The 16,706-nt window shown below is 37.0% G+C and carries 14 protein-coding genes, 2 tRNA genes and 1 riboswitch; of the genes, 4 read left to right on the top strand and 12 right to left on the bottom strand.

All coding sequences use genetic code 11. From position 1 onward, the window contains the following. Nucleotides 1–83 precede the first annotated feature (83 nt). Together ABID46_RS00825 and ABID46_RS00820 are read left to right on the top strand one after the other, a co-directional pair. Nucleotides 84–1,157, top strand: a complete 1,074-nt coding sequence (locus tag ABID46_RS00825; RefSeq protein ID WP_354505768.1) for a hypothetical protein — start codon at nt 84–86, stop codon at nt 1,155–1,157. Next, nucleotides 1,147–1,737 carry a hypothetical protein gene (locus tag ABID46_RS00820; protein WP_354505765.1) on the top strand — a complete coding sequence of 197 codons (591 nt, stop codon included), beginning with the start codon at nt 1,147–1,149 and terminating at the stop codon, nt 1,735–1,737. The genes ABID46_RS00825 and ABID46_RS00820 overlap by 11 nt, the downstream gene beginning before the upstream one ends. Here ABID46_RS00820 and ABID46_RS00815 read toward each other — a convergent pair. From ABID46_RS00815 to ABID46_RS00770, 10 genes are all read right to left on the bottom strand, one after another. Next, nucleotides 1,689–2,258 (bottom strand): 5-formyltetrahydrofolate cyclo-ligase, encoded by a 570-nt coding sequence (locus tag ABID46_RS00815; RefSeq protein WP_354505762.1) that lies wholly within the window; start codon nt 2,256–2,258, stop codon nt 1,689–1,691. The two genes, ABID46_RS00820 and ABID46_RS00815, sit on opposite strands and share 49 nt — an antisense overlap. 56 nt (nt 2,259–2,314) lie before the next feature. After that, nucleotides 2,315–2,545, bottom strand: a complete 231-nt coding sequence (locus tag ABID46_RS00810) for a ferredoxin (RefSeq protein WP_354505759.1) — start codon at nt 2,543–2,545, stop codon at nt 2,315–2,317. Nucleotides 2,546–2,548: 3 nt separating this feature from the next. Continuing rightward, nucleotides 2,549–3,805, bottom strand: a complete 1,257-nt coding sequence (locus tag ABID46_RS00805; RefSeq protein ID WP_354505756.1) for a peptidase U32 family protein — start codon at nt 3,803–3,805, stop codon at nt 2,549–2,551. A gap of 129 nt (nt 3,806–3,934) precedes the next feature. Continuing rightward, complete coding sequence (locus ABID46_RS00800) at nt 3,935–5,155, bottom strand: MFS transporter (protein ID WP_354505753.1); 1,221 nt, start codon at nt 5,153–5,155, stop codon at nt 3,935–3,937. A gap of 91 nt (nt 5,156–5,246) precedes the next feature. Further along, complete coding sequence (locus ABID46_RS00795; protein ID WP_354505750.1) at nt 5,247–7,967, bottom strand: sodium-translocating pyrophosphatase; 2,721 nt, start codon at nt 7,965–7,967, stop codon at nt 5,247–5,249. Nucleotides 7,968–8,215: 248 nt separating this feature from the next. Then, on the bottom strand, nt 8,216–8,911 hold the full coding sequence (locus ABID46_RS00790; RefSeq protein ID WP_354505747.1) for an AIM24 family protein: 696 nt from the start codon (nt 8,909–8,911) through the stop codon (nt 8,216–8,218). 45 nt (nt 8,912–8,956) lie between these two features. Then, nucleotides 8,957–11,443 (bottom strand): DUF5686 family protein, encoded by a 2,487-nt coding sequence (locus ABID46_RS00785; RefSeq protein WP_354505745.1) that lies wholly within the window; start codon nt 11,441–11,443, stop codon nt 8,957–8,959. A gap of 119 nt (nt 11,444–11,562) precedes the next feature. Next, nucleotides 11,563–12,543, bottom strand: a complete 981-nt coding sequence (locus ABID46_RS00780) for a pyruvate dehydrogenase complex E1 component subunit beta (protein ID WP_354505742.1) — start codon at nt 12,541–12,543, stop codon at nt 11,563–11,565. Nucleotides 12,544–13,033: 490 nt separating this feature from the next. Next, a tRNA-Val gene (locus tag ABID46_RS00775) sits at nt 13,034–13,108 on the bottom strand. A 316-nt stretch (nt 13,109–13,424) separates the two neighbouring features. After that, nucleotides 13,425–13,499, bottom strand: a tRNA-Val gene (locus tag ABID46_RS00770). A gap of 109 nt (nt 13,500–13,608) precedes the next feature. Here ABID46_RS00770 and trmB point away from each other — a divergent pair. Both trmB and ABID46_RS00760 read left to right on the top strand, forming a co-directional pair. After that, entirely contained in the window at nt 13,609–14,286 is a 678-nt protein-coding gene (gene trmB / locus ABID46_RS00765; RefSeq protein WP_354505739.1) for a tRNA (guanosine(46)-N7)-methyltransferase TrmB, read from the top strand. Between the two features lie 11 nt (nt 14,287–14,297). After that, nucleotides 14,298–15,746 (top strand): M20/M25/M40 family metallo-hydrolase, encoded by a 1,449-nt coding sequence (locus ABID46_RS00760; RefSeq protein WP_354505736.1) that lies wholly within the window; start codon nt 14,298–14,300, stop codon nt 15,744–15,746. 61 nt (nt 15,747–15,807) lie between these two features. Here ABID46_RS00760 and ABID46_RS00755 read toward each other — a convergent pair whose 3' ends face one another. Together ABID46_RS00755 and ABID46_RS00750 are read right to left on the bottom strand one after the other, a co-directional pair. Beyond that, complete coding sequence (locus tag ABID46_RS00755) at nt 15,808–16,080, bottom strand: TM2 domain-containing protein (RefSeq protein WP_354505734.1); 273 nt, start codon at nt 16,078–16,080, stop codon at nt 15,808–15,810. Nucleotides 16,081–16,112: 32 nt separating this feature from the next. Then, a complete protein-coding gene (locus ABID46_RS00750) occupies nt 16,113–16,433 on the bottom strand; it encodes a DUF4870 domain-containing protein (protein ID WP_354505732.1) in 321 nt (106 codons plus the stop codon). A 96-nt stretch (nt 16,434–16,529) separates the two neighbouring features. Then, a riboswitch (cobalamin riboswitch) is annotated at nt 16,530–16,705 on the top strand. The last annotated feature ends 1 nt before the right edge of the window (nt 16,706 follow it).

The raw sequence follows: 16,706 nt of genomic DNA, 5'->3' as shown, positions 1-16,706 counted from the left end.
GATTTGAAAATGTGTTGTAATCAGTTTGTAAAATAATTTACAATTTACAAAACGCTTTAAATCAGATAAATAACTATAGAAAATTGAATAAAATTTCCGATATAGAATTGTTTGAAAATCTCAAAAAAGACATCACGAAGCGCTTTTTTGAGTCAAATTCTGCCTCCTCTAAGAACATTTCTGAGTGGAAAGGACAAGATATTGTCACATTTCAGGAAGATGTTTTCAATAAAACCAAATCTACCGTAAGTGAAAAATGGTTTTATACTTATTTCAAATCGGACTTTAAGAAACTTCCAAGAATCGACATGTTGAACCTTTTGGCTCAATATGCGGGTTATTCCAGTTGGTCTGAATTCTTAAGCAAATATGATACACCTGAAGAAACCGAGATAGAAGTAGTTTCTAAAGCGACTGAAGAACCTTTTCAAGAAGACTTAAAATCAGAAAATTCGATTGAAAAGAAGGAAGTGCTTCCGGCTGAAACCTCAAGGGAGGAAGTGAAAACAGATAAAACAGAAAGCAAGCAAATTGAATTCGTTCCCAAAAGTAAAAGGAACTATACGCTCATTAGTATAGTCTCCATTCTTGCTTTGGTTGCGATTGCTGCTGGAGTGTATTTTGGATTTTTCTACACCAAGACCTATGAATTCTGTTTCATAGACGCAGACCGTAATTCATTTATCAAAGAACCTATTGAGATCACCGTAGCGCGAAAGGGATCTACGCCTTTGGAACTATTGACGCAAAACGGTTGTGTTGAGTTTTCTTCTTTTGAGGATACTTTATTGTTGACGGTAAATTCTACTTATTACAAAAAAGATACCTTCAAAATCAATCTTCATCAATACCAAGGGAAAGAAAACATTCGCTTGGAGCCCGATGATTATAAAGTAATGTTGCGCCATTATTCCAAATCTTCTCAAAGTGTGAAAGAGAGAATAAAAATGCTGGACGAAATGATTTCTGATGATGCTTTAATTTATCAAGTCTATGATAATGAGTACTTTGGTGTTGAAGTTTTGAGCAAAAAGCAGTATATTAATCTCGTTTCTTTACCCACGACTTCCTTGAAAAACTTTACATTGATAGAAGCAGAAAGGAATCGCGGGAAAATTGTAAAAATTAAATTTAAAATCCATTCAGATGAAAATTAAGTCACTTATCATATTTGCTTTAGGATTAATTTTTGTCGTTTGGTCTTGCAAAGACGAGCCGACTTTTAAAGGTAAACATGATCCTGAAGTAATCAAAACATACAGAAATCACAGTACTCCAGCCTCAAAAATGGACTCTCTGACGTCGATAGGATTTATTACAAAACAAAAATTGACCGAATTATATGAATTGTCTTCTTTGTATAGTTCCAATGTAGGAGATAGTTTGATGCGTGAAATTCTATATCCGCAAATCAAAAGTTATTTCTTGCCGAATGATTCTTTGAATTTAGCGCAAATTTTAGCTGAAATGGATTCCTTGAAAGTTCATTTCGTAGAATTAGGGCAATTGGATTTTCCTGAATCTGATTCTTTGGTTGCAGATTCAGTTCGTCGCGTTAACTATCAATTGAAGTATTATTCACAAGACAAAAAGTTGATTGATATCTTGAATAAAAATGCAGAATTCATTTTAAAAAGAGAGCCCAAAAAGTTTAAGCATGAATTCACGTTTTATTTTCAGAATTTAATTCAAGAAGTAGAAGAAAAGGATACGATTTCAGTTGGCGTAACGCAATAATCAAGCGGAATATCAAAGGATTCTTTGTCAATAGTTTCTGAAATTGGAGAAAAAAAGTTCAATCCAATTTTCAAGGTTGAAGCGGAACAATTTGCCAAAAAACGATCATAGAATCCGCCGCCATAGCCAATTCGATTGCCTTGTTTGTCACATATGAGCATGGGAACAAATACGACATCAATTTTATTATCTGGAAATTCATGACAATGCAAGGGTTCTGGAACATTGAATTTTCCTTTTGTCCATTCTGTGCATTCATTTAGTTGACAAGAAATAAGCTGATTTTCCATCACTTTTGGAACGAGGATAGTTTTGTTCTCTTCGAATAAATAATCCAAAATTTCAGATGTCTGAACCTCATTTTTATTGAGTATGCTCTTGAAAATATGGAAGTTTTGGTTATCCCAAATTGGCATTTTTTTGAGATTTTCCAAAATGGAATGACTCATTTGTTCAATTTCCTCTAAGCTAAATTCATTTCGTTTAGACAAGTAGAATTTCCTAAGTTCCGATTTATTCATACCAATAGAATTTGAACTTAATGATTTACGAAAATCAATTATAAATAGTAGACAAATTAAATTTCCTTTACGGAAATAATGTTCACAGGACAAGCCTTTGCGGCACGTTCGCAATCTTCAAAAATGCCATGATCGGGATCTTTTAAGGTATGAAACCCTTTCTTTTCAGTGGCTTTTAGCAAAACTGATTTCCCATCTTTTTTGGACATACGAAACTTTTCTGGAGCCAATTCTGCACAATAATTACATCCAATGCATTTGTCGCGTTGCAAGGTAATAATGACCATAGTTTAGGCTTCTGCGTATTCCGTTTTAACCAATTTGTACAATTTGTCTGAAGGACGAATTCTGAAATCAATTGGAATCGTGATATTATCGCCTTTTTTTGCTGTGTCGGCAACGACATCTTCCACCATCATAGAATTTACAACCGCTTCTTTTGCACCTGTGGTTGGACCTGTAATCAAGATGGTGTCTCCTATTTTCAAATCGTACGCTTCAATTAAGAATTCACCAATATTGGTTTTCGGGAAGAAATGTTTTCCTTTTCCGATGTAAACTTTCTTTTGAGTAGCCATGGAACCATTGGAAGGAGACCATTCGCCTAACTTCTGACCCAAATAATATCCGCTCCAGAATCCTCTGTTGTATACCGTTTGAAGCAAAGTCATCCAATAATCAGTTTTTTCTTTGGAGAAAGTTCCGTCAGCAATTGCATCAATTGCTTCGCGGTAGCAACGAATCACAGTCGCAACATATTCTGGAGCACGTCCACGACCTTCAATTTTCAAAACTTTGATTCCGGCATCGACAATTTCGTCCAAGAAGTCAATCGTACACAAGTCTTTTGGTGACATCATGTATTCATTGTCCAACTCAATTTCGAAACCAGTTTCTTGATCGATAACGGTATATTTTTTACGGCAATTTTGTTTGCAAGCTCCACGGTTGGCAGATGAATTCGCAGAATGCAAACTCAAATAGCATTTCCCTGAAACGGCCATACACAAAGCTCCATGTCCGAAAATTTCGATTTCAACTAAATTTCCAGAAGGACCGCAAATGTTTTCTTTTTTGATGAGTTCGGTGATTTTTTTCACCTGACTCAAACTCAATTCGCGACTCAACACAATCGTATCGGCAAACATGGCATAAAAACGTACCGTTTCAATATTGGTAACATTGATTTGGGTAGAAATATGCACTTCCATTCCGACTTGACGCGCATAGGCAATTACGGCTTGATCCATCGCAATAACCGCTGTGATGTCGGCAGCTTTTGCTTTGTCAATCAAAGTTTTGATGACAGACAAATCATGGTCGTAAATGATGGTATTAAGTGTCAAATAGGTACGAACACCTAATTCTTTACAACGACTAGAAATTTCTGGTAAATCATCCATCGTAAAATTGATGGAAGCACGTGCACGCATGTTTAACTGCTCCACTCCAAAGTAAACAGAATCTGCTCCGTTATCCAATGCAGCTTGAAGGGATTCGAAGTTCCCAGCAGGTGCCATTAATTCTAATTTTCCATCTTTCGTCATATCATTCAAAATTGAGTTTGCAAATTTACGTAAAAATTGCTTATCCTTTATTTCGAATTGGATTTACAAAAATTCATAGGTATTATAACCTAAAGGAATTGAAAACAATGACTTCAGAATATTCGTTACTTAAGCGGATTGATTGATTTTATCGCCCAACATCCATGGCGTGATGAAATAAAACATGACAGCGGTAATCGCCATCAGGATTCCAGTTCCAATCCACAATATGGTAAAACCATAATTTTGGGCAATTAAAGTTCCTAAAAATGGCGTTATGATGAAGGATAAGGAAAATCCGATTCCTAATAATCCCATATAAGCTCCTTTGTTGTTGACCCCAGAACGTAAAGCGGTTGCAGTTGACATAAAAGGCAATGTCCATATTTCTCCTATGCATAAAATGGTCATGGAGAGCACCAAAAACCAAACTGCCGTTCCAAAACCTAACATGAAAAAGGAAATTCCACAAAGTAAAGTTCCTAAGAATAAGGTCGTTTGTAATCGGAATTTTTTATCGGCAATTTGTACGAGCATCATTTCCATCAGCACAATAATAAATCCGCTATAAGCCAAAATATATCCGACTCCTTGTTGGCTTAAATTAGCTTCTTGTTTGTAAAACAGCGTCAGTGTATTGAGTAATTGGAAAAAGGAAACGGAAAAGAGAAAACAGGCAAATGAAAACAAGATAAATTTCCCATCACGATAAGGTGAAATATCTGCATTTTCTTTGGTTTCCAAGACTTCTTCTTCATTTCGATATTTACGATTTCTGAAAAACCAAACATAGGTTATGGCCGCTAAAAGAGCGCCCACAGCATTGGAATAAAACAAAAAATCATAGGAAATGGTGGACAAAACACCTCCTAATGCAGGCCCAATTGAAAATCCTAAATTCATCGCCAATCGATTCAGTGAAAAGGCGCGCGTAAGATTTCCTTTTTTGGCATATTTGGTTACCGCAACTGAATTGGCTGGTCGAAAACAATCGCTAATGGAACTTTGTATAAAGATGATGATGGCCAAACTCAATTCCGTTTTGAAAAATGGAATTAGACAGAACAAAGGAACACTTAAAAACAAACTTAAGTATTGAACTTTGAATTCTCCAATTTTGTCGGTGATCATTCCTCCAAACCAAGATCCGAATACCGCTCCAAATCCATAGCAGCTTAAAACAATCCCAGTTTCTTTTAAGCCAAACCCCAAGTGATCGGTCATGTAAATTCCCATGAAAGGCAAAACCATCGACCCAGAACGATTGATAAGCATGACCACAGCAAGCATCCAACTTTCGGGTGATAGACCTTTAAAGGAATCGATGTATAATTTAAATGGGTTGATCATGATGGGTTAGTCGTTCTTTGATTTCATTTGTTACCTATAAAAAAAGCAGTCGTTTGAAGGACTGCTTTTTCTTTTATTGAATTTGTTTCAATTATTTCGAAACAATTTTTACGTCCACTCTTCGGTTTTTGGCTTTGCAAATATCGGTATCATTTTTGGCACAAACGAAATGTTGTGCACCATAACCTTCTGCTTGCATTCTGGATTCGTCTACGCCCAATTTGACTAATTCAGCTTTTACGATATTGGCTCTATCAGTCGAAACTTCGTCGTTGACTTCATCAGCACCCGTATTATCGGTATATCCACCAATTTTGATTTTGGCATTGGGATATTCGTTCATGATGGTCGCAATGTTTCTTAATTGACGAGTTGATATTGGCAATAATTCTGAGGAATTGGATTGAAAATGAACTCTGTCCATGGTTAACCAATCATTTCCTGTTTTTTCGCGAATTCCCATAGCTGGAGCGTCAGAAGATAAACGAGTAAATAATTTGTTCTCAATCGATCTTTCTCCTGCTTCCATTGTATTTCCAGAAGGCAATTTCAATTGGATTGTTTCCCCTAAATTATATTGAAAATTACCTTGATCATCAATTGATTCTTGGTATTCACCAGAAACGGTTACTTCTTCCGTTACTTCTTCAGAACTTGTATGACCACCTAAAATCGGAGCGATAACCAATCCAACCAAACAGGTCAATTTGATCAAAATATTCATAGAAGGTCCAGAGGTATCTTTGAATGGATCCCCAACGGTATCACCTGTTACGGCAGCTTTGTGAGCGTCAGAACCTTTGTAGGTCATTTCGCCGTTGATTTCTACACCTGCTTCAAATGATTTTTTAGCATTGTCCCAAGCTCCACCTGCATTGTTTTGGAAAATAGCCCAAAGAACACCCGAAACGGCTACTCCAGCCATATATGCACCTAAAGCTTCAGCTCCCATGATGAAACCAATTAAAATCGGTGTTACAATAGTTAAAGCTCCAGGCAACATCATTTCTCTTAAAGCTGCTTTTGTTGAAATTTCGACACATTTCCCATATTCAGGAGTTCCAGTACCTTCCATGATTCCTGGAATTTCACGGAACTGACGACGAACTTCTTGTACCATTGCCATGGCTGCTTTTCCAACAGATTGCATTGCCAAAGCAGAAAATACAACTGGAATCATTCCTCCAATAAATAATGCAGCTAAGGTTTTGGCTTTGAAAATATTGATTCCATCAATTCCCGTAAAGGTTACGTAGGCAGCAAATAACGCCAAAGCAGTCAAAGCAGCAGAAGCAATCGCAAATCCTTTTCCAACCGCTGCGGTTGTATTTCCAACGGAGTCCAAAATATCGGTTCTTTCACGAACTTCTTTCGGCAATTCACTCATTTCTGCAACACCACCAGCATTGTCAGCAATTGGACCGAATGCATCAATGGCTAATTGCATCGCCGTAGTTGCCATCATGGCAGATGCAGCAATTGCCACACCATAAAATCCGGCTAACTCATACGAACCCCAAATGGCAGCAGCAAATAATAAAACGGAAGAAAATGTTGAAATCATCCCTGTTGCTAATCCAGCAATGATGTTGGTTGCGGCACCTGTAGAGGAGTTTTGAACAATATTTAAGACAGGTTTTTTACCCAAACCTGTGTAGTATTCTGTAAAAGCTGAAATCAATCCTCCAACTGCCAAACCAATTAATGTTGCATAGAAAACATTCATTCTGGAAATTTCTTTTATTCCTTCTCCAAAGAAATCCATGTACAAGGTTTCTGGCAACATCCAATTGATCAAGAAAAATCCAGCAATCGCCGTAATGATGATTGAACTCCAGTTCCCTAAATTTAAAGCAGCTTGAACTTTTGCTTCTTTTGCATCATTGGAATTGATTCGAACCAAAAATGTTCCGATAATCGATGCAATGATTCCGATTCCGGCAAACATAATTGGCAACATAATCGGTCCCATTCCGCCAAATTCGTCTTCAAAAGCTATCCCATTTGCGGTTACATAATCTTTGATGATGTAATTTCCTAATACCATCGAAGCCAATACGGTAGCTACATAAGAACCAAATAAGTCGGCACCCATTCCGGCTACGTCTCCAACGTTGTCCCCAACGTTATCGGCAATTGTTGCAGGGTTTCTTGGGTCATCTTCTGGAATTCCAGCTTCAACTTTTCCAACTAAATCCGCTCCAACGTCGGCAGCTTTGGTATAGATTCCTCCACCAACACGAGCAAATAATGCTATCGATTCTGCTCCCAATGAGAATCCGGCAAGAGCTTCTAAAGCAACCGTCATTTCATCGTAAAATGGTTTTCCACCGGTCACAAAATAGCTGGTGAAGAATATAAAAAATAATGAAAGTCCTAAAACGGCCAAACCAGCCACACCTAATCCCATAACAGTTCCTCCAGAAAAGGAAACATTTAAGGCTTTTGGTAAACTAGTTCGTGCAGCTTGGGTTGTTCTAACATTGGCTGCGGTTGCAACACGCATCCCGATGTTTCCTGCCAAAGCCGAGAAAATTGCTCCAATGATGAATGCAGGAACAATCATCCAACTTGTGGTTTCAACTATTCTTGAAATTCCAAATAATGCAATGGAAGCTACAATAACGAAAATTAATAACAAACGATATTCTGCAGAAAGGAAAGCTAATGCGCCTTCTTGAATGTTTTTGGCAATTCCTTGCATCTTTTCATTTCCTGCATCTTGTTTTTTTACCCAGATGAATTTGGATATCATCATCAATAATCCCACAATGGCGAGGATTACTGGTATCCATAAAGAAAGTTCTTTCATGTGTTCTCTTTTAATTTTGTTTTTAAAAAGTAATTATTTACTAAAATGCCCTCAAACTTTTAGCAAAAGGTCAATTGATTTTAATGTGTTTTAAATTTTATAAAAATTTTAACAACTAACAAATATACTATAATCCGAATACAGAATGAAAAAATTCTAAAATATGTGTGCAGTAACAGTTTAACAAGAAAACGCCTCATAAATCAGTGGACTTACAAGGCGTTTTCAATTCGGTATAATTTTAACAATTAACTCTGATTTTGGAAATAAACTTCTTCATACGGCTGAATTAAAACCCATCCTTCGCCCGAAAATTTCATTTGGAATTCTTCTCCACTTCCTCTTCCCAACAAACTTTTGAATGAGACAGAGGTTTTCAATTCTGGACTTAAATTACCTGACCAAGCAACGGTTGCGTTGGGGTCTGTAAAAACAGGTTGATCGGGTTTGACCATTAAAACCAAAGGATCGCCATGCGTTGTGATGGCTACGTGTCCTGTTCCTGATAATTTCACTTGAAACAATCCTCCCGACATCATTCCTGCAACACTTTTGAGCATGGTGATTTTGCTTTGAATCGTTTGGTCGTGTGCCAAAATATCATTTCCATTGACCGAAATGGATTCATTTTCCAAATGCAAAATCTGAACTTTCTTTCCGTTGTCGGCAACATAAACTCTTCCAGTCCCTTCCGCTTTCATTAGCTTTGCGCCTTCACCCGTTAAGGTTTTTTTCAAAAGATTTCCCAAACCACCCGAAAGCATACTTTCGCGTTCAAATTTGATATTTCCTACATAGCCTACCATGGAACCATTTTTGGTCCAGACAAATTGGTTGTTCAAATTGATTTCCAACATTTGAGGAGTTTCCAATTCGAAATAATCATGTTCTGCATCATTTTGTCGTCTACTTGCAACAAATGACTTTAAAGAATATTCGCTCATGTTTAGTTTTTAAAGGTTTATAATTCGTTTTCTAAAGTTTCAAAATTAGAAACTTGTGCTCATTCCGATTGTTACCCCAAATTTTCGAGCATCTGGATTGTCCAAATAATTTCCTCTCCAATTGAAATTGATTCGAAACGGTCTGAAATTTCCAAATCCAATGTTTTCAACTCCAAATCCATATTCGAAATAAATCTGATCGGAAGGTGCTAAATAATTGATTTCGGAACGATTGATGTCCAAACTTTCTTGTGAAATTTCTCCCCATGCGGCACGAACAAATCCGACTTCACGAAGTTTTAATTTCTTGAGCAAAGGAATCTTATTGAAAATCCAGCCGTTGAAATGGTGATCCAAAATAAAGGTTGCATAAGAATCTGTCACAAATTCATAATAATCTACTTGTGAAAAAGTTCCTGGAACTTGTCCATAGCTTTCGTTTCCAGGAATTACGCTCAACAAGGAAAGAGGCATTCCTTCAAAGGTTTTTCCAGCTTCCAAAACCACATCGCTTCGGCCAAAAGATCCTACTAAGAAAGGTTTGGCAAATAAAAATTGGATTTTGTTGTAATCAAATTGAGAATTGAACAATCCGCTGAATCCTCTCGTATAGCGCAACATAATGGTTGGCGCCAAAGTGCTATGCTCATATCGATCGATTCCATAGCGAGAGAATTTCGCTCCTGGTCGAGCGATGATGGATAGACTTAAATTGGTGTCAATTAGATGCGCTTCTTCCAGGCCTTTTTCGTTGATATAGGAAATATTGAAAACCTCTGGATCTGCAGCTCGTGTGGTTTGGTAATTTCCATCCAAACGAATCGTTACATTTTTCCAGGGATCAATAGACGTATACAAATTGGTTTTGTTGATATGACTCAATTTGTTGTTGTCGCCCATTCCGATGATTGATGAAGAAGCAAAACTACGGGTCATGATGCCATCTGATGTGGTTAGTTGAACTCCCAATTGCTCTACATCTCGTTTGGTTCCACCTCCAATTTGAAATCGATTGAATTTATCAAACATAAATCGAGCTTCTGCACCATATTTAAATTGATGATCCTTGAATCCATACGCCATGTATCCTGCTAGTCTCCACATATCATTTTGGGAAAAATAGGTCCTTGCGCCCGCGCGAAGTCGTAATCCTTCAATGTCATTGTTCCCAATAGTGGAATATAAATCTCCGATATCAATCGCATTCCAAACATTCCAATATCCAGAACCAAATATCTCAACAGCTTTGACAATTCGGTTGAATCTTGGGACTTGTTGCAAGCTATCGAGCATTTCATAAATGCCTCCTTCGTTTTTGGAAAGTCGCTCGTGGCGAGTCTCAGCCCAATAGGCATCATCTTTTTCAAATGCCCCAGATGTATACGGATCATAATTTCTTGGGTTGTAAAATGCATCTGGATGAGGATTGTCAAAAATGAAATTTTTAAACGAAACGGTTCGATGAGCAAACATTCCTTTTGCTTTGTCTTTTTTGGTCAACAATGCCATGTCCAATAAAATATATTCGCGTATCGGATAAAAAACCGAATCATTGACAATTTCAAAATTTTGCGCTACGAAAATATCACGAACGAAATTGACATCGATATTTTTCGTGCTTTGCATGGCGATTTCTTTGATCGCATATTCTTTCATCGAAACATAAAAATCTCCTTTGAAAGTGTATTCGCCGTCGCGTTTCGGATAGTATTTAATGCGATAATAATCTTTTCCTTCGATGGATAAAGTATCGGTAAGTTCGTATTCATAAACCGAAAATCCATCTCTTGCTATTGGACTCACGAAATTTTTGTTGAAGAAATTCAATCTGTTTTCATAAATATTGAATTCTTTGTACAAGTTTTTCAAGGTTTGACCCACAATTTCGTTGTCATCAAATCCTGAACTTTTATTGGCAATGAGATCTTTTCGTTCTCTTCGACTTGGATTATTTTTTCCATAGACTTTGTAAACAGATTCGTTTAGAAAGGCAGGTAAAAAGGCTTTTCCTGTGATTTCAGATGTATCGATACTTTCAAAAATAAACTCCATATCCTTGAAAAGTCTATTTTGGGTCATTGCACTATCGATGTTGTTCAAGTCAAATTGAAGCTTTTCATATTCCTCATATTCGTATTGAGGAACACTTTTTAGTCCGTTGAATTTTTTACGTGCCCAAATTTCCCGCATGATGGGATAAGCCGGATTTTCTTTTTTATTGCGAAATTTAGTCGTTCTAGAAGTGATGGTTGCACCATCCAGTTCGACAGTTTTGTCTTCGGTCACCAATTGAACCAAGGAAATAGAAAGATTGAAATTGACTTTATCTTTCAATTGAATTTCTTGGAATTCAAAATTATTGGCATTGATTTCTAGGATCGTATCGTTTTCGGCGGATTCCAAATAAAAACTTCCGTCGCTATTGGTAGAGGTGTAATTTCCCGAAATAGGGAAACTTACATCGGCAAAAGCAACAGGCTTTTTGGTTTTTGCATCGGTTACTTTTCCAGATACCTTTACCTGCGCCATCATAGTAGTCTGAAAGGCAAGAAGAAAGAATACGAAAAAAAGGTTTAAGTGTCTCATATATAATTGGCAAATATCCATAAAAAAAACCTTCCGATTTGGAAGGTTTCATTTATTTTAACAGTTTAGTTTTTGTAGGTAACTGATTTTGCTGCTTCTAAAACATCTTCCACACTTGGGAACCATTCTTTGAATAAATCTGGTGAATAAGGTGCAGAAATATCTGGAGCTGTGATTCGTTTGATAGGTGCATCTAAATAATCAAATGCTTTTTGCTGAACCATATAAGAAATTTCGGTTGAAATTGAACCAAATGGCCAAGATTCTTCCAAAATCACCAAACGATTGGTTTTCTTTACAGAATTAATAATTGTATCATAATCCAACGGACGGATTGTTCGTAAGTCAATCACTTCAGCGCTAATTCCTTCTTTTTCTAATTGTTCAGCTGCTGCCAATGCATTTTTCATCAATTTCCCATAGGAAACAATGGTTAAATCTGAACCATCTTTTTTGATGTCCGCTACTCCAATCGAAATTAAATATTCATCATCTGGAATTTCCATTTTGTCTCCATACATCTGTTCAGATTCCATGAAAATTACAGGGTCATTGTCACGAATTGCTGATTTCAATAAACCTTTTGCGTCATATGGATTAGACGGAACGATTACTTTCAAACCTGGCGTATTGGCATACCAATTGTCAAAAGATTGAGAGTGCGTTGCTCCTAATTGTCCAGCAGAACCTGTTGGTCCACGGAAAACGATTGGGATGTTCCATTGTCCTCCTGACATTTGGTACATTTTTGCAGCGTTGTTGATGATTTGATCTATCGCTACCAATGAGAAGTTGAAGGTCATGTATTCGACAATAGGTCGACAACCATTCATGGCAGATCCGATTGCGATACCGGTGAAACCACCTTCTGCAATTGGTGTGTCAATGACACGCTCTGGTCCAAATTCGTCCAACATACCTTTAGAAGCTTTGTAAGCTCCGTTGTATTCGGCTACTTCTTCTCCCATTAAATAAATAGAAGGATCTTTTCTCATTTCTTCGCTCATTGCCTCAGCAATGACTTCTCTAAACGTTTTAACTGCCATGATGAAAATCTAAGGTGAACAAAAGTAAGAAGTTTTTTTGATTTATAAATTTCAGAACTCTTCGTTTTTCCAATTCGGATACGAAATTCAGAATTCAATTGGTCAAAATAAAAATGCCCCGCATACAATGCGAGGCGTTTTTGTTTGTGGGAGCAGAGGGATTAACTGTATTGAGCCCTTTTTGGAGGTATTCAAAACCCCAAAACCCTCAAGACTTCGTCTTATGATGTTTTCTTTTATTTTCCTTTGCCCAAAACAAGTTTTGGTTCTTCGGAAAACAAAAAAACCTCACAGATTCCTGTAAGGTTTTTTGCGTTTTGTGGGAGCAGAGGGATTAATTGTATTGAGCCCTAGAGTTTTTATGAATCCAAACCAAAACGCCCTAGTACTTCGTACTCTGTCCTTTTTATTTTCTTTCAAACTCAAAAACAAGTTTTTAGTTATTATAAAATAAAAATGCCCCGCATAAAATGCGAGGCGTTTTTGTTTGTGGGAGCAGAGGGATTCGAACCCCCGACCCTCTGCTTGTAAGGCAGATGCTCTGAACCAACTGAGCTATGCTCCCTGAATTGGGCTGCAAATATACTAGAGTTTTTGAAAAACAGAAAAAAATCTTTAATAATTCTAAAACTTATTATTCAAATGGATTGAATGCGAAAAATTAATAAAATAAAAAAAGCCTCACACATTGTGTAAGGCTTTTTTGTTTGTGGGAGCAGAGGGATTAACTGTATTGAGCCCTAATGGTTTTAGGTATTCAAACCAAAACGCCCTAGTACTTCGTACTCTGTCCTTTTTATTTTCTTTCAAACTTAAAAACAAGTTTTCCGTTTTTATAAAATAAAAATGCCCCGCATAAAATGCGAGGCGTTTTTTGTTTGTGGGAGCAGAGGGATTCGAACCCCCGACCCTCTGCTTGTAAGGCAGATGCTCTGAACCAACTGAGCTATGCTCCCTGAATTGGACTGCAAATATAGGGTTGTTTTTTATTTCTACAAATAAAATTTTCAAAATTGCATAAAAAAAAATTCTACCTTACTTTCGCCACTTGATTTACAAAGAATTATGGGGAAGAATAAATTGAAACGTTTTTCAGAAAACAAAACATTTGGAAACGTTTTTCAACCCACTCGAGCTGAAATGATTGAGGGGTTTGAAATGAAAGGGAAATGGCATCAAGAGTTTTTTAAAAATAACAATCCGATTGTTTTGGAGTTGGGATGTGGGAAAGGTGAATACAGTGTTTCATTAGCCGAAAAATATCCGGACAAAAATTTTATTGGAATTGATATCAAGGGAGCACGTTTCTGGAGAGGAGCAAAAACAGCGATTGAAAGCGGGATGAACAATGTTGCGTTTGTTCGAACTCAAATTGAATTGATAGATTATGCTTTTGCTGAAAACGAAGTGAGCGAAATCTGGATTACTTTTCCAGATCCTCAAATCAAATTCAGAAGAACCAAACATCGTTTGACACATCCAGATTTGTTGCGTAAATACCATCATGTATTAAATAAGGATGGAATTGTTCACTTGAAAACAGACAGTGAATTCTTGCATGGTTATACACATGGAATTATCCAAATGGAAGGGCATGATGTTTTGATTTCAAGTCACAATGTGTACCATCCGGACAACAAAGAATTACCAGAGGAAATCACCTCAATCCAAACCTTTTACGAGCAGAAATTTCTAGAAATCAATAAAAATATTACGTACATTCGTTTCTCATTAAATTATTAACACACAGCAAAATGAGAAAATTTATCCAATCGATAATGCTATTGGCATTATCGGCTCAACTATTCGCTCAATCGAGCGATTGGGTGTATGCCACAATGACCCACGAAAGTGCTTTGTCCCTTCAATCTAGTCATCCGTCTGGAATTGTAATTTTAGCAACCGAAGGGAATGTTTCTGCCGTTCAAATTCAACACCAATTGGCTCCTTCTTTAAAATCAGGCAATTTACACGGACCAGGTTATATTTATAGGACTGATGCGCAGGATGCAGTTCAGGCGTTAACGAAAAATGCGCCCAAGAAATTCAATATTTTGGATTTCACCATTACCGAAGATATGTTTGTCAATGAAGTTTTGGGCATGGTAAGTCAAGAAAATTTAGGCAATACCATTTTGGAGCTAGAAAATTATGGCTCTCGTTTTCATACAACATCTTCTGGTAGGCAAGCAGCATTGGATTTAAAAGAAAAATGGCAAGAAATGGCCCAAGCTGCCAATCGGGAAGATATAACCGTAGAATTGTTTCAACATCAATTAACCCAACAACGTTCTGTAATTTTAACCATTCCAGGAACGGAAGTGCCCAATGAAATTGTGGTGATTGGAGGCCATTTGGATAGTGGGGATTGGTCGCTTCAAACCAATGCTCCTGGAGCCGATGACAATGCGTCTGGGATTGCAACGATGACAGAAACTTTGCGCATTTTACTTGCCAAAAATTTTCATCCGAAACGTACGGTTCAAATTATGGCTTATGCAGCAGAAGAAATTGGCTTGGTAGGATCCAATGAAATTGCGACGCAATATAACAATCAAAACAAAAATGTTGTGGCGATGGCTCAATTCGATATGACGAATTACAATGGATCGTCTGTAGATGTAGGATTGATTAATGATGCACAGTTTACTTCTTCTGAATTGAATTTATTTTGGGTGGAATTGATGGAACATTACAATAGTACAGGCGAGCATAGAATTACCTATGGAACCACAGCTTGTGGATACGGCTGTTCCGACCATGTGAGCTGGACCGAAAATGGCTATTTGGCTTCTTTTCCATTTGAATCTTCTTTTGGTGAACATAATCCGTTTGTGCATTCCGAAGAAGATACGTTTGCAGCCATGAACAATGATGCTTCACACTCGGTGAAATTTGTAAAATTGGCATTGGAATTTGTCATCGAAATTGCCAAAGTTTCAACCATGTCAACGCAAGAATTGAACAAAACAGATATTCAAATCGTTGTTCAAAACAGGGATTTGATTTACCAATTCAATTCATCTAATAAATCGTTGAATTCAATGGCAATTTACGATAGTTCTGCTCGAAATGTATTGAGTAAAAATCAACTAAACGCTTCGGGAAGAATTTCTTTACAAGGAATTCCTTCTGGCTATTACATTGCTGTTTTCAAGGACAATCAAGGGAAATCGCATTCCAAGAAGTTCTTATTGAAATAAAGAAAATCAAACTTTATAGAAATAAAAAACACCTCAATTAAGGTGTTTTTTTATGTGATTATTAAAACCATTCTTTTTGATTTCGAACGTAAGTTTCCTCAAATTCTTCATCAGATTTAGTCAAATATAAAACTCCTTCAATGATGCCAATTATGGCGCCAATTCCGCACATCAGACCTAAAATCAATTGAATAATTCCTGTTTTGGTATAACCCAAAAAGAACTTGTGAACGCCAAAGCCACCTAATAATATAGCAAGGATTCCAGCCACCAATTTTTTGTCTGATTTTTGATTTGTATTGGGTTGTTGAGGGATTTCTGAATGTACTTCCATATTGTTGAATTTTTGTTGGTATTGAAATATAATTAAACTGTTTTGAACCACTCTTGAAACTTTTCTCCCAAAATAGGAGACAATTTTTTCTCACCGTTTACGGCTCCCATAATTCCGATGATCCACATTAACAAAGGCAGAATTCCCGTTAATAAAATCATAAATCCTAAAAGTCCGCTAATGTTTCCAATGAACATACTTAGCGTATAAATCACAATAGCTGTTAAACTTATACCAATATTTTGGCGAATGTGAAATCTGGTGAAATCAGATTTGATTTTGTCCATCAAAATTGCCACAACTAAGCCTATTGGGCCAATATAACTCATTAATCCTATTGTTCTTTCGTCCATAATTTCGAAAATTTATACGTGAAACAAATGTAGCGAAAAACATCATTTTCGCAAGGTGGAAAACCGAAGTTTCTACAATTGATTGGAATAAATCCTTAACTTTGTCGTCCATTTTGGTGTTCCGATTCAGTCGGGATGAAAAGGGAATCCGGTTAAAATCCGGAGCTGTCCCCGCAACTGTAAGTTCAAAAATTACTACAAACCACTGTGCGCCGCGGCGTATGGGAAGGGAAAGAACGAGCCAGGAGACCTGCCAAATGGACAAACATAAAA

This window comes from Moheibacter stercoris, assembly GCF_040545805.1.
Classification (GTDB): domain Bacteria; phylum Bacteroidota; class Bacteroidia; order Flavobacteriales; family Weeksellaceae; genus Moheibacter; species Moheibacter stercoris.
Note: the sequence above shows the minus strand (reverse complement) of the source record. Positions and strands in the feature narration are given on the sequence as shown.